Source organism: Rahnella victoriana, assembly GCF_021276285.1.
GTDB classification, from domain to species: Bacteria; Pseudomonadota; Gammaproteobacteria; order Enterobacterales; family Enterobacteriaceae; genus Rahnella; species Rahnella victoriana.
Genome location: NZ_CP089919.1, coordinates 618,494 through 635,605, shown reverse-complemented (window position 1 = coordinate 635,605; position 17,112 = coordinate 618,494). Strand labels below are relative to the sequence as shown.

At 53.4% G+C, this 17,112-nt stretch carries 14 protein-coding genes; 8 read left to right on the top strand and 6 right to left on the bottom strand.

Features of this window, described 5'->3' with window-relative positions; all coding sequences use genetic code 11:
* The first annotated feature begins 194 nt into the window (after positions 1-194).
* The 4 genes from gcvT (at position 195) to J9880_RS03120 (ending at position 5,713) form a co-directional block, all read left to right on the top strand.
* A complete protein-coding gene (gcvT, locus tag J9880_RS03135; protein WP_232770063.1) occupies positions 195-1,292 on the top strand; it encodes a glycine cleavage system aminomethyltransferase GcvT in 1,098 nt (365 codons plus the stop codon).
* 62 nt (positions 1,293-1,354) lie between these two features.
* Positions 1,355-1,741, top strand: coding sequence for a glycine cleavage system protein GcvH (gcvH, locus tag J9880_RS03130; RefSeq protein WP_232770062.1), 387 nt, complete (start codon positions 1,355-1,357; stop codon positions 1,739-1,741).
* Positions 1,742-1,850: 109 nt separating this feature from the next.
* Positions 1,851-4,724 (top strand): aminomethyl-transferring glycine dehydrogenase, encoded by a 2,874-nt coding sequence (gene gcvP / locus J9880_RS03125; protein WP_095924842.1) that lies wholly within the window; start codon positions 1,851-1,853, stop codon positions 4,722-4,724.
* 245 nt (positions 4,725-4,969) lie between these two features.
* On the top strand, positions 4,970-5,713 hold the full coding sequence (locus J9880_RS03120; RefSeq protein ID WP_232770061.1) for an SDR family oxidoreductase: 744 nt from the start codon (positions 4,970-4,972) through the stop codon (positions 5,711-5,713).
* Positions 5,714-5,749: 36 nt separating this feature from the next.
* Here the strand turns inward: J9880_RS03120 and J9880_RS03115 are convergent, their stop codons facing one another.
* Genes J9880_RS03115 through J9880_RS03105 form a run of 3 tightly spaced genes read right to left on the bottom strand, consistent with a single transcriptional unit; the run spans position 5,750 to position 9,775 of the window.
* Positions 5,750-8,344 (bottom strand): glycoside hydrolase family 38 N-terminal domain-containing protein, encoded by a 2,595-nt coding sequence (locus tag J9880_RS03115; protein ID WP_232770060.1) that lies wholly within the window; start codon positions 8,342-8,344, stop codon positions 5,750-5,752.
* Positions 8,341-9,468, bottom strand: a complete 1,128-nt coding sequence (locus J9880_RS03110) for a PTS fructose transporter subunit IIC (protein WP_232770059.1) — start codon at positions 9,466-9,468, stop codon at positions 8,341-8,343. Before J9880_RS03110 ends, J9880_RS03115 begins: the two co-directional genes overlap by 4 nt.
* On the bottom strand, positions 9,461-9,775 hold the full coding sequence (locus J9880_RS03105; RefSeq protein ID WP_095924846.1) for a PTS fructose transporter subunit IIB: 315 nt from the start codon (positions 9,773-9,775) through the stop codon (positions 9,461-9,463). The genes J9880_RS03110 and J9880_RS03105 overlap by 8 nt, the downstream gene beginning before the upstream one ends.
* A 191-nt stretch (positions 9,776-9,966) precedes the next feature.
* Between J9880_RS03105 and J9880_RS03100 the strand changes: the two genes are divergently transcribed.
* Together J9880_RS03100 and J9880_RS03095 are read left to right on the top strand one after the other, a co-directional pair.
* Entirely contained in the window at positions 9,967-10,242 is a 276-nt protein-coding gene (locus J9880_RS03100) for a hypothetical protein (protein WP_232770504.1), read from the top strand.
* 512 nt (positions 10,243-10,754) lie between these two features.
* A complete protein-coding gene (locus tag J9880_RS03095) occupies positions 10,755-11,561 on the top strand; it encodes a DUF4225 domain-containing protein (RefSeq protein ID WP_232770058.1) in 807 nt (268 codons plus the stop codon).
* A gap of 881 nt (positions 11,562-12,442) precedes the next feature.
* Here J9880_RS03095 and J9880_RS03090 read toward each other — a convergent pair.
* Positions 12,443-13,051, bottom strand: a complete 609-nt coding sequence (locus J9880_RS03090) for an HD domain-containing protein (protein ID WP_119826861.1) — start codon at positions 13,049-13,051, stop codon at positions 12,443-12,445.
* A gap of 340 nt (positions 13,052-13,391) precedes the next feature.
* On the opposite strand from J9880_RS03090, the gene trhA reads away from it, so the two are divergent.
* Complete coding sequence (trhA, locus tag J9880_RS03085; RefSeq protein WP_095924849.1) at positions 13,392-14,042, top strand: PAQR family membrane homeostasis protein TrhA; 651 nt, start codon at positions 13,392-13,394, stop codon at positions 14,040-14,042.
* A 52-nt stretch (positions 14,043-14,094) separates the two neighbouring features.
* Here trhA and J9880_RS03080 read toward each other — a convergent pair whose 3' ends face one another.
* The gene (locus J9880_RS03080; protein ID WP_095924850.1) at positions 14,095-15,384 is read right to left on the bottom strand and encodes a lysine N(6)-hydroxylase/L-ornithine N(5)-oxygenase family protein; all 1,290 of its coding nucleotides are present in this window, start codon (positions 15,382-15,384) and stop codon (positions 14,095-14,097) included.
* Positions 15,385-15,548: 164 nt separating this feature from the next.
* Here J9880_RS03080 and J9880_RS03075 point away from each other — a divergent pair, with 164 nt between their 5' ends.
* Positions 15,549-16,430, top strand: a complete 882-nt coding sequence (locus J9880_RS03075; protein WP_232770057.1) for a PhzF family phenazine biosynthesis protein — start codon at positions 15,549-15,551, stop codon at positions 16,428-16,430.
* Positions 16,431-16,471: 41 nt separating this feature from the next.
* On the opposite strand, the gene J9880_RS03070 is transcribed toward J9880_RS03075, so the two are convergent.
* Positions 16,472-17,026, bottom strand: a complete 555-nt coding sequence (locus tag J9880_RS03070; protein WP_131694512.1) for a helix-turn-helix domain-containing protein — start codon at positions 17,024-17,026, stop codon at positions 16,472-16,474.
* Between the last annotated feature and the right edge of the window lie 86 nt (positions 17,027-17,112).

Below are 17,112 nucleotides of genomic sequence, written 5' to 3'. Positions count from 1 at the left end.
TATTTGTAGATTTTGCGCCGCAAACCCCAGTTTACCAGTCAAAAACTCTGCACAATGCCCTTGTGAGATCACTGACATTCCCGCTGCTCTGCATATTTTAACTTATGGTTAGTAAGCTTATTCAGTGGTAAGTTCGAGCGAGGGTATCGTTTGCGCGGTGTGCTGTTTATGCACTTAATTAAATGAGGAATAAGATGGTTAAGCAGACTCAGCTTTATGAACAACATGTTGCGTGCGGCGCGCGTATGGTCGATTTCCACGGCTGGATGATGCCTTTGCATTATGGCTCTCAGCTGGATGAACACCACATCGTGCGTCAGGATGCCGGTATGTTTGACGTCTCGCACATGACCATCGTCGACCTCCACGGCGCCCGTACCCGTGAATTCCTGCGTTATCTTCTGGCGAACGATGTCGCCAAACTCACCGTTCCCGGCAAAGCTCTGTACACCGGCATGCTCAATGCCTCCGGTGGCGTGATTGACGATCTGATCGTCTATTTCCTCAACGAAAATTATTTCCGTCTGGTGGTTAACTCCGCAACCCGCGAGAAAGATCTGGCATGGATTTCGCAGCATGCAGAACCGTACGCTGTCGAACTGACGGTGCGTGATGATCTGGCGCTGGTTGCCGTGCAGGGACCGCAGGCGAAAGAAAAAGCGGAAACCTTGTTTACCGCAGAACAAAAACAGGCCGTCGCGGGCATGAAGCCGTTCTTCGGCGTTCAGGCGGGCGACCTGTTTATCGCGACAACCGGTTATACCGGCGAAGCGGGTTATGAAATCGCACTGCCGCAAGAACAGGTGGCGGATTTCTGGCAGAAATTGCTGGCCGCAGGGGTAAAACCTGCCGGTCTGGGCGCGCGCGACACACTGCGTCTGGAAGCAGGCATGAATCTGTACGGGCAGGAAATGGACGAAGGTGTTTCGCCGCTGGCGGCCAATATGGGCTGGACCATCGCCTGGGCACCGGAAGACCGTGACTTTATTGGCCGTGATGCGCTGGAAAGACAGCGCGAGCAGGGCACCGAACAGCTGGTCGGCCTGGTGATGACCGAGAAAGGCGTATTGCGTAACGAACTGCCGGTGCGATTCACCGACAGCGCGGGTAACACGCTGGAAGGCGTGATCACCAGCGGTTCGTTCTCCCCGACGCTGAACTACAGTATTGCTCTGGCACGCGTTCCGGCGGGCATTGGCGAACATGCCATTGTGCAAATCCGTAACCGAGAAATGCCGGTAAAAGTCACCAAGCCAGGTTTTGTCCGTAACGGCAAACCTCTGGCGCAGTAACGAATTCGAGATAAAAATTATCCAGTTAACGCTGAATTAAGCACTTTTTTGGAGAAAGTAACATGAGCAATGTTCCAGCAGATTTGAAATACGCCTCTTCCCACGAGTGGGTACGTTCTGAAGGCAACGGCGTTTACACCGTAGGCATCACCGAACACGCGCAGGAATTACTGGGCGACATGGTTTTCGTTGATCTGCCAGAAGTCGGCCGCGAAGTGACTGCCGGTGAAGACTGTGCCGTGGCTGAATCCGTGAAAGCGGCTTCCGACATTTACTCTCCAGTTAGCGGCGAAATCGTTGCAGTGAACGGCGAACTGGAAGGTTCCCCGGAGCTGGTCAACAGCGAGCCATATGGCAGCGGTTTCCTGTTCCAGATTAAAGCGTCAGACGAAAGCGAACTGGCTAAGCTGCTTGATGCAGAAGCCTATTCAGCTTCCATCGACGAATAATTACACATTGTTTTACCCGCCCCGCAACCCGCTTGCGGGGCAGATCCCGACCCGTAGCTTTTGTCAGTATCCCAAGACACCTCCAGCAGATTTCAGGAATGCGTAGCAAATGACTCAGACTCTCAGCCAACTCGAACACAGCGAAGCCTTTATCGGCCGCCATATCGGTCCGTCTTCTCAGCAACAGCAACAGATGCTGGAAACGGTCGGTGCGGATTCCTTAAACGCGCTGATCCAGCAGATCGTTCCGGTCGATATCCAGTTGCCGGGGCCACCGGCCGTCGGCGATGCCGTGACGGAACATCAGGCGCTGGCTGAGCTGAAAGCCATTGCCAGCCAGAACCAACGCTATAAATCCTACATCGGTATGGGTTACAGCGCGGTGCTGACGCCGCCGGTTATCCTGCGCAACATGCTGGAAAATCCGGGCTGGTATACCGCGTACACGCCGTATCAGCCGGAAGTGTCGCAGGGCCGTCTTGAAGCGCTGCTGAACTTCCAGCAACTGACCCTGGATCTGACCGGTCTGGATCTGGCGTCTGCTTCTTTGCTCGATGAAGCGACTGCCGCCGCCGAAGCCATGGCACTGGCAAAACGCGCCAGCAAACTGAAAGATGCCAACCGTTTCTTCGTGGCTGACGACGTGCATCCGCAAACGCTGGACGTGGTCCGTACCCGTGCGGAAACCTTCGGTTTTGACATCATTGTTGATAAAGCCGAAAAAGTGCTCGAGCTGGAAGGCGTGTTCGGCGTGCTGTTGCAGCAGGTTGGCACCACCGGTGAAGTGCACGATTACACCGCGCTGCTGGGCGAACTGAAAAAACGCAAAATTATTACCAGCGTCGCCGCTGACATTATGGCGCTGGTGCTGCTGGCCGCACCGGGCAAGCAGGGCGCTGACGTGGTCTTTGGTTCCGCGCAACGCTTTGGTGTGCCGATGGGCTACGGCGGTCCGCACGCGGCCTTCTTTGCCTGCGTAGACGAATTCAAACGTTCCATGCCGGGCCGTATCATCGGGGTTTCCCGCGATGCTGCCGGCAAAACGGCACTGCGTATGGCGATGCAGACCCGCGAGCAACATATCCGCCGAGAAAAAGCCAACTCCAACATTTGTACCTCGCAGGTTTTACTGGCCAACATTGCCAGCCTGTATGCGGTATTCCACGGCCCTGAAGGCCTGAAACGCATTGCCTCACGCATTCATCGTCTGACCGACATTCTGGCCGCTGGCCTGAAACAGGGTGGCCTGACGCTGCGTCACAACACCTGGTTCGATACGCTGACCGTCGAAGTGAAAGACAAAGCCGCTGTGCTGGAACGTGCGCTGAGTTTCGGTCTGAACCTGCGTACTGACATTCATGGCGCAGTCGGTATCACTCTCGACGAAGCGACGTCCCGCGAAGACGTTCAGATTCTGTTTGCTGCCCTGCTGGGTGACGACAACGGTCTGGATATCGACAAACTGGACAAAGCCGCATCGACCGACAGCAATGCCATTCCAGCGGCGATGCTGCGTGTGGATCCGATCCTGACCCATCCGGTATTCAATCAGTACCACAGCGAAACCGAGATGATGCGTTATATGCACCGTCTGGAGAAAAAGGATCTGGCGCTGAATCAGGCGATGATCCCGCTGGGTTCCTGCACCATGAAACTGAATGCCGCAGCAGAAATGATCCCGATTACCTGGCCGGAATTTGCCGAGCTGCATCCGTTCTGCCCGACAGAACAGGCTGGCGGTTATCAGCAGATGATTGGTCAGTTGTCACAATGGCTGGTTCAGCTCACCGGTTATGACGCGGTGTGCATGCAGCCGAACTCCGGTGCGCAGGGTGAGTACGCGGGTCTGTTGGCCATCCGCCGCTACCACGAAAGCCGTAACGAAAGTGGTCGTCACATCTGCCTGATCCCAAGCTCAGCGCACGGCACCAATCCGGCATCTGCGCAGATGGCGAGCATGACCGTAGTGGTTGTCGCGTGTGACAAACAGGGCAACATCGATCTGAGTGACCTGCGTGAGAAAGCGGCGAAAGCGGGCGATGAGCTGTCTTGTATCATGGTGACTTACCCTTCAACGCACGGCGTTTACGAAGAGACCATCCGCGAAGTGTGCCAGATTGTGCATCAGTACGGCGGTCAGGTTTACCTCGACGGCGCGAACATGAACGCCCAGGTCGGCATCACCACGCCGGGTTACATCGGCGCGGACGTGTCGCACCTTAACCTGCATAAAACCTTCTGTATCCCGCACGGCGGCGGCGGTCCGGGCATGGGTCCGATCGGTGTGAAAGCGCATCTGGCTCCGTTCGTTCCGGGTCACAGCGTGGTGCAGATTGACGGCGTACTGACGCAAAACGGCGCGGTTTCTGCGGCTCCGTTCGGCAGTGCTTCCATCCTGCCTATCAGCTGGATGTATATCCGTATGATGGGCGCGGAAGGCCTGAAGCAAGCCAGCCAGGTGGCAATTCTGAATGCCAACTACATTGCGACCCGTCTGAAAGACGCCTATCCGGTGCTGTATACCGGCCGTGATGGTCGCGTGGCGCACGAATGCATTCTGGATATTCGTCCGCTGAAAGAAACCACCGGTATCAGTGAAATGGATATCGCCAAGCGTCTGATCGATTACGGATTCCACGCCCCGACCATGTCCTTCCCGGTGGCCGGTACGCTGATGGTTGAGCCGACCGAATCCGAAAGCAAGGTGGAACTGGATCGCTTTATCGATGCGCTGCTGGCAATCCGCAGTGAAATTGATCGCGTAGCGAAAGGCGAATGGCCGCTGGAAGATAACCCGCTGGTGAATGCACCGCACGTGCAGAACGAGCTGGTCAGCGACTGGAACCACCCGTACACCCGCGAAGTGGCAGTCTTCCCGGCAGGTTACGACAACAAATACTGGCCGACGGTAAAACGTCTGGATGACGTGTACGGGGACAGGAATTTGTTCTGTTCATGTGTACCGATGTCAGATTACGAGTAAGACTCCGTTCTCCTCCTCGCTGAGAAGGGTGAGGAGTTAAAAACTCGGTCTGCTCCCTCCCCTGCGAAGGGGAGGGTTGGGGTGGGGTATTAAAGTAAAATCAATAAGTTGAAGTATGCTTTTGCCGAGTGTTAGCCTTTAGAACCCCCTCCCAGCCTCCCTCTTCGCAGGGGGAGGAGCTAAGCCAAATTCCCCTTTCTTTCTGTTTCTCCTACACTTTCCTCACATCCCCAATGGAGTCACTCATGAAAATCGCTCTCGTCACCGGCGCCAGTCGCGGTATCGGCCGTGCAACGGCACTTCTTCTTGCGCAGCAGGGTTATGCTGTCGGCGTGAATTACCTTAATAACGACATCGCAGCGCAATCTGTTATCGATGAAATCCATCAGGCCGGTGGTAAAGCGATAGCGTTGAAAGCCGATATTGCCGATGAAGTACAGGTTGTCGCGATGTTCAGACAGTTGAGCGCCGAACTCGGGCCGGTCACCGCGCTGGTGAATAACGCCGGGATTTTGTTCCAGCAGACGACCCTTGAAAATCTCTCCGCTGAACGTATCAATAAAGTGCTGTCCACCAATGTGACGGGGTATTTCCTGTGCTGTCGTGAGGCGGTAAAAATCATGTCGCATCGTCATGGCGGAAAAGGCGGCGCGATTGTGAATGTGTCCTCGGCGGCTTCCCGTTTGGGGGCGCCGGGGGAATATGTGGATTACGCGGCGTCGAAAGGGGCGGTGGATACCCTGACCACGGGGCTGGCGCTGGAAGTGGCGGCGTACGGTATCCGCGTTAACTGTGTACGTCCGGGTCTGATTTATACCGACATGCACGCCAGCGGCGGTGAGCCGGGACGCGTCGATCGCGTAAAATCCAATCTGCCGATGCAACGCGGCGGGCAGCCGGAAGAAGTGGCACAAGGCATTGCATGGCTGCTGTCGGACGCTGCCTCTTACGTCACCGGCAGCTTTATTGAGCTGGCTGGCGGCAGATAATGAGGGAAAACGGGGATGGCTCCCCGTTTTTACCGCTTACTTTTCGATTAAAAATGTCACCGGTTCACCGGCTTCGGTGATGTCCCGGGAATGTGCTTCGCTCAGCTTCCCCTCCGCCAGTGTCGATGGCGTGACCTTTTTCGATGATTTCACTTCACCCCTTTTCACCGGTCGTGCCGTCGGATTCCATCCGCGTATCACCCAGTGATCGCCGCGTTGTGATTTTTTCAGCGTACTGAAATGCAGCGGCGTGTCCCAGCTCATTAAACTGTAATCCGCCGGGAATTTCAGTCCGTGCGGATTGAGCCGGAAGCGCGACCAGCCGGTGGCCAGATACGCCAGCATCGGCGTTTTCCATTCTTCCACGCGCCGCCAGACATCCGCATCAGGTGCGCCGGTCAGTGGCATCACCGCCAGTGAACAATGATGAATGCCGGGGATTTGCGAGTCAGGCGAGGGCAGAACCATCCCCGATGCGCGTCCCGGCCGGTAAGGCATATTGGCGCGCCCCAGCCAGCCGACGCTGCGCAGCAACGTGATCGCCAGAACGTCGTTGTGTTCCTCAGGAATTTCATACTCGCGCAGTCCTTCGGTCACCGCACACAGCCCGCGGATTTCATCGTGCATCATCACCAGGCTTTGCATCGGATACAGCGCAGCGGGCGCTTCGGCCCAGTTTTCTTCCTGCCAGATTTTCATGGCAGCAGGCTGATTATCCCGCTGGATCAATCCGAACGGCTGGTCGGCGAAATGCACCTGACTGACCGCGCCGGTGGGCATCAATAGCTGCAACCGGTGGTCGCGGATCTGATTATCCACGGTGATATCCACGTTCAGCTGCGGCGAGTTATGCGCCAGCGTCAGGGTCAGCGTGACATCCAGCCTGGCGTCCGTCAGCCGCTGCTGGCGCGAATCGAGATCCTGCGGAACCGGCAGCCGGTAGCGCAGCACCATGCGGTTAAACAGGCTGCCGCCGTCGGTGCGGCATTCGATCAAATGGCCGTCGCCGGTAATTTTCCAGTCTTCCACCGGCGGCGAATAGTTGTAGTTATCGCCCGCATCACCGCCGTCGACCAGTTGCAGCAGAGAGTGATAATGCTGACCGCTGCGTTTATCGGTCAGCGTCAGCACGCCGTGCGCATCGGCACGCAGATGCAGAAAATGATTCTCCAGCTGGCGCGCGTTCATGGTATGTGCCGGATGTTGCGATACTTCGCCGGGCTTAAACCACAGCGTGGTGTAGCCGCACGCTGGCACATTTCTGACTTCCACCTGCAACTCACATTTACGGAACCAGGTGGTTTCCGTGCTGTTCGACAGCTCCTGTACCACCGTCGACATATCCTGCGGCTGTTCACTCACAAGCTGCCAGTGACAGTCGTTCCCCTCGCTGTCGCACAGGCGGAAATCACGTTCCGGCGTCATCACCGTCAACGTCACGATCCCGCTGCGCTGACGGGGCAGGCTGTTAAACAGCAGGATTTTTGTGCCGTCCTGTGTGGCGGTGATCCCTTCGCTGAGTGTCTGGAAGTTTAAATCCAGCAACTGTTGCGCCATTTCCATGCCGGAAAGCAGCCGGTTTTTCACCATCGCATTGACGCGATCCGAATTGCAGCCGCCGATGCTGTCATGGGCATGGGACTTCATCGCTTCGCGCCAGATGTTATCCACGGCAGTTTGCGGATACGGCAGACCAAGCGAAGCATTCACCGTCAGCAGCGGTTCGAGATACTGACTGAGGGTTTTCTCCAGCCTGGCATTCAGTTTTTTAATGTCGGTGCGGGTGGAAAAAATACCGCGATGGATACGCATGTATTTCGGGCTGAGCAGTTCGCCGTGATAATCCGGCAAACGGTCCCGCTGTGTGTCGATAACCTCAAAAAATTCACTGAAACTGCTGTTCACGTAACGGAATTCATCCTGCTGCCGATTCAGTGCCTGCAACATTTCCGGCACCTGATATTCGAACGGTGACTGATCATTGCCGTTCGGCAATAAGATATGATCCGTGGCGGCGAACTGCGCCTGTTTGTGGCTGGCTTTCATTACCCCCGGCAAGGCTTTTCCCACGTCTGCAGGTAACCATTTGGCACAACCGTAACCCCACGGCAGCACCGCCGTGGTGACTTTACTGCCGTCGTCGCTGTGCCAGACAAACTCCGTTTTTGCGACGTCATGCTCGCTCCAGCCGCGCCAGAGTACCGCGTGGCGGATGCCGAACTGATTTAAAAACATCGGTAACTGCGCACTCTGACCGAAGGAGTCCGGCACATAACCCACCGGCATCGGCGTGCCGTATTTGCCTGCGCCCTCAATACCTAACAACAAATTACGGGCGATGGATTCCGCACCGACCACCAGAAAATCGGTTTGCGTATACCACGGACCGGTGAGGATCCGCCCGTCGCGGATAAGCGCGGTCAGGCGCGGCAGATTTTCCGGCGCGACCTCAAGATAATCGTCGAGGATCACCGTCTGCGCATCCAGCACGAACGGCGGTAATTGCGGATCGGCTTCCAGCCGGTTGAGCAGGTCATCCATAAAATAATACAGGACGGCTTTGGAATCATTTTCGGTGAAATACCATTCACGATCCCAGTGAGTATGCTGAATCAGATGGACGGTTTTCATTGGCGGTTCACCTTGAATTTAGGCGCCGGAGAAGCGGCAGGTTTAATCAGCGACTCTGTATCGCCATGGCGGAATACCAGCAGCGAGCCGAAGGCGACAACCGCAGAACCGGCAGCAATCGACATGATATAAACCGGCCAGCCGTCCACCGCCAGCCAGCCGTAAAACCCTGAAATCGGCGCATGATTTACCGCCCCTAAACCGACGGCCATTGCCGAACCCAGCGCAGAGCCGATGACGTTAATCACAATGATTTTTGGGTTAGAAAGCGCAAACGGGATCGCGCCTTCTGACACGCCGATCAGCCCCATCAGCGTTGAGGCTTTTCCCGCCTCGCGCAGGGATTCGGGGAACCGCTTCTTCCACAACAGTGTCGCCACGCCCAGCCCGATCGGCGGAATGATAATCGCCACCTGCGCGGCCGTATTCGGGTCATAAATGCCGGAAGCCAGCAGCGCCATGGCGGTGGTCACTGCCGCCTTGTTGATCGGCCCGCCAAGATCAAAGCCCACCATGCCGCCAATTACCGCTGCCAGCACCACTTTGTTGGTGCCAGACATGGCCATCAGCCAGGCTTCCATTCCGCGATTGAGCGCCGCCAGCGGCGTGCCGACCACCAGCGCCATGATGATGCAGGTCAGGAGCGTACCGCCGACCGGCAGAATAAAGATCGGTCCGGCGGAGGCCAGTGAGCGCGGCAATTTGATAAACCGCACCATCCAGCGGACGATATAACCGGCGACAAATCCGGCCACCAGCGCACCGATAAACCCGGTGCCCAGATTGCTGGCGAGCAACCCGCCAATCATGCCCGGCGCGATGCCCGGTTTATTGGCCAGTGCGAAACTGATGTATCCGGCGACCACCGGCAACATCAGCGAAAGCGCCAGCCCGCCGAAGCCATCAAACTGATGCAGCAGTTTCACAATCTGGCTGGCGGCCTGCGCATGGCTGCTGTCCCAGATATTGTCGATGCCGTACATTGATGCGCCAATACGCGCGATGCCCATGATCACCGCGCCCGCAATCACGAACGGCAGCATGTAAGAAACGCCGGTCATGATGGCGTTTTTCACATCCGTGCCAACATGCCCGCCGCCGTCTTCTGCCCTGAATTTAGCCATTCGCCACCTCCTGTTCGATCGCGTCGAATACCGCATCGCCGTGTTTGATCGGATCACTGACACTGCATTCGAGCGTGATCATGCCGTTAAAGCGTTCTTTATTGATGACCGCAACATCGGCAGCGAGAATGACGCCATCGGCGCGCGCCAGATCTTCTTCAGTAATAATATTCTCAGCGCCCAGACTTCCCTGAGTTTCCACTTTGATTTCGTGTCCGCGTTTTTTTCCCAGCACTTCAAGAGATTCTGCGGCCATATAAGTATGGGCAACACCGGTCGGGCAGGCAGCAATACAGACGAAATACATAATATAAATCCTCGGGTTTTGAGTGATGACAGACATAAAAAAAGCACAACGGCGAAAGGGCGCGTTGTGCTTTTGAATGAAACAGAAGGTATAAAAGTCGCGTCGGCGGCTGGCGTACCACTCAGACGATGGCAGCAGCGTAACTGACTGACCAGATTGGATAAATGGCTGAAGGCCAGGATATGGCGTAATTGCACGCCCAGCCGGACGCTGATGGAAATAACCTGAATATGTGTGTGGGAAATAAAACGTTTTACGTTGAGGCAGGGCAGCAGGGAATGTCCGGCGCACTGCCAGAGTTGTTGCCATTGCTCGCTGAAATCCGCCGGGTTTATTTCTTCAGGTTGTTCCGTGGTGGCAGAGAGATTATCGACAGAATTAAAGCAGCAGCACCCAGATATAAAACCTGTCATTCCGCGGACGAACGTCAGCAAAATGAGAGACAGGCTTTTAATAAAAGGGAATAACAGCATCGGTATCTCCGCAACAATGAGCCTGTAGTAAACAGGAATCAAAAAAAGATCGCTGTGATGTTCTGCACAAAGCCTGATCGCTCCTTCGCAGGTGAGGGAACCGGACGGCGTCATTTCTGCGAGATATCTTCCGGATTTCAAACAAACTCCTTAAACCCCCCATCCCGAAAATCCTCTTACCGTCTTCCAGGTCATGATTGCCGGTCTGGATTTGCGCGATGTCAACGATCCCCGGCTTTACGCACTTGCGCTGATTGAGTTGCGGAAATAAAAACTCACGCGGTATGAATATCAGAATTTTAGTACACGGAATGAATAATAAAAAAGTGCAGGCAGTGTTTTTTTGCTTTCTGTTTAATGAGACGAAATCGAATTATAACCAGGGTTAATTGGTTGAAATTAAAAATTGAAAAAACATGACAGACATCTTGTTTTGGAATTTATCGATAAGATAGTTTACACCTCGAAAATGTGTATTTGATAAATCGTTTTAGAAGGTGAGTAACATGGATGTGTTAGAGGAATTCTTTGCCAGACATCCGGAGAAAATCGGGTGGGTTAGCGATAAACAAGCCATTACGATGCTATTGATGGATAAGGAACTCGAGATTAATTCTTTAATTACACGTGTCTCTAATAAGTTTATGAAGTGGAGCATGGCAAAAGATCATTTTATCAGTGAGGAAACGAGGTTTTTATTGGATCTTCATGAGAAAAGAATAACCGGGGAAATGAGTGAGACTGAAATCATTCATGCCATGGATAATGAAATGGCTTACCTGAGGATACAAGATGAAGCGATGAGTGCCAAAGATGTCAGGCAAGTGATCATGGTTAAGCCAGTTGCAATAAAAAAATCTGGAAATAACGTTGACCTGTTTATAGCTGGCGTGGGGTTTATCTCCGGAGGACTTCAGGTTGTTGCCGGTGTTGGTTTAGTTGAAACTGGAATTGGTGGGTTAATGATAGCGCATGGTGTAAATAATGTTATTGAAAACGGATATTATCTGCTTTACAGGCAAAGTTATACGGGGCCATTGAAGTTTGTGTATGAGGGAGCGGGTGAGTTGTTTGGCATTAGCAAGCAAGACTCTGATGTCATTTATACCTTTGTTGATATTGCGTTGTCAGTGAACGGTCTGCTTGGTTGCAAATTAGCTGAAGATGCAGCGAGATTATACCGGTATGTTAATGCAGATTTATTGTGGGGCATGAAAGAGATAGGATATAAAACAATGTCCGCAGATGAATTAATTGTTGAGTTAATCGGAGATGTCAATACAGTAGCAGGACAGTACAGGGCGTACCAATGACTTTATTTATCTATGTTTTTTTGACTTTTATTTCATTATTTCCACTTTATTATATCGCTGCGCATCTTTTCTATTCTGAAAAATTATATCTTAATTTATTAGCTTTTGTACTTATGGGATGCTGCACTGTCACTCATTATTTGTTTATGCTGACGGATGTTCTCCCTGTTTTTAACATAAAAATTGAAATGGGGGACAGTTTGTTCGTTGTGATTGTGAGAGGGGCCTGCATGTACTCATATGGCATTCCAATATATCTTGCCAAAAAGAGATATTATTAAAATGATTAATGGGTGAAAGTTGAGAGGTTCGAGTGACGATTTTTATCTACGTGTTTTTGACTTTTTTGTCACTATTTCCATTTTATTTTATTGTGTCTCATCTTTATTTTTCTGAAAAGGCTTCTTTAAACTTGCTTGCCGTGTTCTTAGGCCCCTTATGTGGTGTGTTTCATTATGCGTTCTTAAGTACAGGTGTTTTACCATTAGTTAACATTCCGATTGATTTGGGGGAAGGGTGGCTTGCGGTTATCACAGGGTTTGTATGTGATTACTCATACGCTATACCGTCAATAATTGCATATCGAAAATACTATTAATTTTCTAACTACAGATGACTTATCCCAAAGGAAAAAATAATCAGACATATTGATTGTGTGATATCGGCTTTATTTTTTCTCCTCGCAGCTTTGCAGCCAAACCTCGCCCCGGTACCTGAAGGGGGGGCTGATGGCAAGGGTGTCACTATTGGGCAGATATATTTAACTACCCGGAGAGATCACGGTGAGTAAACACGGCTAAAAGTGTTCACTATGTTCCCAAACGTGTGTCTACCCAGCCCAGGTTTACTCATCCCCCAGCGAAGGGGGATGAGCGAACACATTACTTCAGCCAGCCCTGCTGATGCGCGTTATCCAGATGGGCGCGGATGTGCAGCCACAGTTCCGGGTGAATATCGGCGATGAAGGCGTTGCGTGCCAGAACCTGTTCAAGGCGGATGTTGTTTTCCACCCAGCTCTGACCCTGATTGTTCAGGTTCATGATCATCGGCATGACGCGGTCGATCACCAGTGCAAAGCGTGCTTCCGGGGTTTCGCCCGTTTCATATTCGTTCCACAAATCCAGAAACTGCGTGTTCAGCGGCGCGGGCAAAAGGCCGAACAGGCGTTTCGCGGCAATGATTTCCTGATCGTGAACCGCCGCGCGGGCCGCGAGATCGTAAACCAGCACATCGCCTGCATCGATTTCTACGATGTCGTGGATCAACGCCATCCGGATGACTTTATTGATATCAGTGCCTTCCGGCGCAAAAGGGGCCAGTGACATCGCCGCGACGGCGAAATGCCAGCTATGTTCCGCGGAGTTTTCCTGACGCTCAGTGCCTAACACTTTGGTGCGGCGCTGCACGCTTTTCAGCTTGTCGATTTCCATCAGGAACTGAAAAACTTCGGTCATTGCACCGAAATTCAGCGGGGGAGTTACTGCAGACATAGTCAAACCTTAGTCATATTGACGGCATGGTAAACGGCGTTATTTCACTTTTCCGCTACACCTTAATCGCTTGATATAAAAAAATCATGTTTTTGGGTGCGGAATTTCCTTTTGTCTTCTAAATGTAACGCGTTGGAATTATAAACAAATTGAATGATTTGAAGGGCTTCAAAGTGAGTGAGAAGTGAAATGATGATCCGGCTAAGAGACTGTTACATCAGATAATACTCAATTTAAGCTTACAGATGTACACTGGAATCGTTCTCAGTTAAGCTGATCCTGTACGGAACGTTTTATAAACAATCATTTTCACTTGTTTTGCCTTGAGGGTTCTCAACGTATGGGTAAGTTGTCTCCATCACCACAGGGATATCCGTGGGCTGAAGAAATAGCCAACAGCCTGAGCCACGGCGTGGGTCTGGTGTTCGGGATTGTCGGACTGGTACTTTTACTGGTTCAGGCGGTAGGCGATAACGCCAGCGCCATGGCGATCACCAGCTACAGTTTGTACGGCGGCAGCATGATTTTGCTGTATCTGGCCTCCACGCTGTATCACGCGATACCGCATCAGAAAGCCAAATACTGGCTGAAAAAATTTGACCACTGCGCGATTTATCTGCTGATCGCCGGAACCTATACGCCGTTCCTGCTGGTCGGGTTGAACTCCCCGCTGGCAAAGGGACTGATGGCGGTGATCTGGGGGCTGGCGCTGTTTGGTGTGATTTTCAAACTGGCGTTTGCACACCGATTTGAAGTGTTGTCGCTGGTCACCTATCTGACGATGGGCTGGCTGTCGCTGATCGTGATTTACCAGCTGGCGACTAAACTTTCGCTGGGCGGCGTCACCTTGCTGGCATTGGGCGGTGTGGTGTACACATTGGGCGTCATTTTCTACGCCTCAAAACGCTTTCGTTTTGGTCATGCTATCTGGCACGGATTTGTCCTCGGCGGCAGTGCCTGCCACTTTTTAGCCATCTACTTTTACGTCTGATGGGCGGATTGTCTGAACAAGCGGAGCCTGATGCTCCGCTTTTTTGTGCCTGCTATTTGCCCGTGTCGTCCGGCCACCATTGCACCAGCGAGGGCACAGGACGCAGATCGTAATGCGCTTCGCCCAGCAGATGATTGAGAATTTTGGCCGAGCGCCACGCGGTCAGTGTCAGTTGTCCTTCGGCGCTGCCGTGACTGTGGATACCGGCGTTCACCGCGTAGATCCGGTTTTCTGACGGGCCATCCCAGCGCAGGTTGAAATTTTGTTGCAGCGGCAAATGCTGCTCGCGGTCATAAGGAATGCGATCCAGCAGCGGCTCGAGATAATCCGGCAAACCGGGGCGGTAACCGGTCGCCAGAATCACGATATCCGCGCTGAAATGTTCCTCGCATTTTTCCAGCCCGTGTCTGGCCTGCAGGCTGAAATCACCCCCTGCATTACGCACGATATGATCGAGCGCGCGATGCGGCAGTAATCGCACGTTACGCGGCTGATGCAGCACGTCAAAACGGTGATACAACTGCTTATAAATGTCTTCCAGAGTGTGATAGCTGATGCCGTCAGAAGGCAGTTTTTGCGTTTTTATCTCGCGCTCGCGTACATCCTCCGGCAGCGTATAAAAGTAATTGACGTACTCCGGCGTGAAATATTCGTTGGAGAAAATCGACTCATCCAGCGGCTGAAAATTCGGACGGCGCGAAAGCCAGGTCAGTTCCGCAAATTCTCCCCAGTGACCGCTCAGCGCATTGAGAATAATGTCGGCACCGCTCTGCCCGCCGCCGACCACGGCCACGCGTTTGCCCGTGAAATCCGGTTCGCGCAGTTCAATCTCCGCCGCATGAAAACAGTTTTCCCCCAGCGCCGCCCGGGCCGGTTTGGGGATCCAGGGGGCGTGTCCGGTACCGAGGCAAATGTTGCGGGCGCGGTGCTCACCTTTTTGGCTCTGTACGATGAATTCCTGCTTGTTATCGTCAAAGTCGATACGTTCTACCGGCGCGGAAAAATGCAGGCCGGGAATGCGGTCACATGCCCAGCGCAGATAATCCGAAAACTCATCGCGGCTGATGATCAGCTGCTCGGTGGCCAGAAAACGGTAAATCTTTTTCTGTTCAACCAGATAATTAATAAATGAAAATTCGCTGCGCGGCGCAATGGTGGTGACCAGATCCTGCAGGACGTAGGTCTGCATGGTTGCCGTGGGTAACAGCATGCCGGGGTGCCAGCTGAATTCGGTGTGGGCATCAAAAAAGGCGGCGTCGAGTTTCCCCGTATCCCTTGCCATGGCGGCGAGGCTTAAATTGAAGGGGCCGATACCAATACCAATCAAATCCTTCGCGGGCATTTTCTTTTCCTTCTGTTTTATGGAGACGACCGGACTGTGTGTTAAGCATAGGCCAGCCGCCCGACACTGACATTTTTCTCGATAACTTATAGAAATATTCCTAAACTCAGAGGCTTCGCGCTTTCTCCAAAATGGTTTCCCTTACGACAAGACAAGGATTTGCTATGACCCGCCTGCGCCGTTTTAAACAAGTTGATGTGTTTACCGCTGAGCCTCTGAAAGGCAATGCACTGGCCGTGATCCTGGATGCCGAAGGGCTGAGCGATGAGCAGATGTTCGCGATGGCGCGCTGGACTAATCTTGCGGAAACGGCGTTTGTGCTCAAACCAGCATCGCCGGAAGCCGATTATCGCGTGCGAATTTTTACCACCGATAAGGAACTGCCGTTCGCCGGACACCCGACGCTGGGCACGGCATATGCGTTATTGCAGGACGGGCTGAAGTCTAAAAATCCCGGTTATCTGGTGCAGGAATGCGGCGTCGGGCTGGTACAGGTGAAGCAACTGACGGAAGGCGGTCAGGCCTTTTCTGCGCCTCCGGCTGCGCTGAAACCGCTGGATGCGGAACATTATGCTTTGCTTTCCACTGCGTTGCGCGGAGGCAAAATTCAGGCGGATGTCGCGCCGGTCGCGGCGGATATGGGCATTATCTGGCTGGTCGTGCGGATGGAGAGCGCGCAGGAGTGCCTGAATATTACCGCTGATGCCGCCGCCGTCAGCCAGTTGCAAAAGCAGCTGGGTATTAACGGTATCGCGGTCTACGGCTTGCATGAGAGAGGCGGCCTGGCAGATTACGAAGTGCGGGCGATCATTGATGAGGATGGCGTGCTGAAAGAAGATCCGGTCACCGGCAGCGCCAATGCCTGTCTGGCGCGGGTGCTGAAAGCGGCTGATTTCCCGGATGGTAAGCATATGGCGCAGATGTACCATGTCCGTCAGGGCACCCGGTTGCAGCGCGATGGCCGTGTGACCGTCACCTTCGTGGACGGCGAACCCTGGGTCGGTGGCGACAGCTGTACGCTGATCGACGGCACGTTAGATCTCTGATCTGCAGGGCCGTGCGCTGGCCCTGCCGGAAAGCATGAAAACTATTTGTCACTCATGACCAGCAAATACCGGCACGGCTCAGTGCCGGTATTACTGAATGTGATGGGCAAATCCACGCCAAATGTCAGCGCATCACCTGGGGATAGCGCATACTTTTCTGCACCATAATCAACAGTCAGCAACCCTTCCACCAGCCACAGACGTTGTTTATAAGCCTGATGACTCCAGCCCGGATAACTGACGCGGGCGCCGCCCGGCAGCGTAATCTCAACCAGTTCCGGTCCGCCATTTTCTTCATGCGGTGTTACCTGACGCCGCACATATCCGATGTCCGGATCCTGCCAGATTTCCTGCTGATCGCGGAGACGCAAAGGGGCGGGGCGGGTATTTTCTTCTGACAGCAACTGCGCCAGCGAAACGCCCAGACTGGCTGCCAGACGGCCTAACAGACTGGCGCTCGGGCTGCTGTCCTGTCGTTCAATTTTCGAGATCATCGCTTTACTGACACCTGAACTGCTAGCGAGCTGTTCGAGGCTCAATCCTTGCGCTTTACGTAATGACTGCAGACGCGTAGCGATCAGTTGGTCGATTGACATAAGGGGAGTTCCGTTGTTTACTTTGGTGGAATTAATTCTACTATAGTGGAATTTAGCCGCTAAAGAAAGCCACCGGGGGAAAGTTC

Bases quoted from the DNA above. Each gene is read 5' to 3' on its own strand.
- J9880_RS03115 (WP_232770060.1), bottom strand. From the start codon at position 8,344: ATGAAAACCGTCCATCTGATTCAGCATACTCACTGGGATCGTGAATGG.
- gcvH (WP_232770062.1), top strand. From the start codon at position 1,355: ATGAGCAATGTTCCAGCAGATTTGAAATACGCCTCTTCCCACGAGTGG.
- J9880_RS03070 (WP_131694512.1), bottom strand. From the start codon at position 17,026: ATGTCAATCGACCAACTGATCGCTACGCGTCTGCAGTCATTACGTAAA.
- J9880_RS03090 (WP_119826861.1), bottom strand. From the start codon at position 13,051: ATGTCTGCAGTAACTCCCCCGCTGAATTTCGGTGCAATGACCGAAGTT.
- J9880_RS03080 (WP_095924850.1), bottom strand. From the start codon at position 15,384: ATGCCCGCGAAGGATTTGATTGGTATTGGTATCGGCCCCTTCAATTTA.
- J9880_RS03120 (WP_232770061.1), top strand. From the start codon at position 4,970: ATGAAAATCGCTCTCGTCACCGGCGCCAGTCGCGGTATCGGCCGTGCA.
- trhA (WP_095924849.1), top strand. From the start codon at position 13,392: ATGGGTAAGTTGTCTCCATCACCACAGGGATATCCGTGGGCTGAAGAA.
- J9880_RS03075 (WP_232770057.1), top strand. From the start codon at position 15,549: ATGACCCGCCTGCGCCGTTTTAAACAAGTTGATGTGTTTACCGCTGAG.
- J9880_RS03110 (WP_232770059.1), bottom strand. From the start codon at position 9,468: ATGGCTAAATTCAGGGCAGAAGACGGCGGCGGGCATGTTGGCACGGAT.
- J9880_RS03105 (WP_095924846.1), bottom strand. From the start codon at position 9,775: ATGTATTTCGTCTGTATTGCTGCCTGCCCGACCGGTGTTGCCCATACT.
- J9880_RS03095 (WP_232770058.1), top strand. From the start codon at position 10,755: ATGGATGTGTTAGAGGAATTCTTTGCCAGACATCCGGAGAAAATCGGG.
- gcvP (WP_095924842.1), top strand. From the start codon at position 1,851: ATGACTCAGACTCTCAGCCAACTCGAACACAGCGAAGCCTTTATCGGC.
- gcvT (WP_232770063.1), top strand. From the start codon at position 195: ATGGTTAAGCAGACTCAGCTTTATGAACAACATGTTGCGTGCGGCGCG.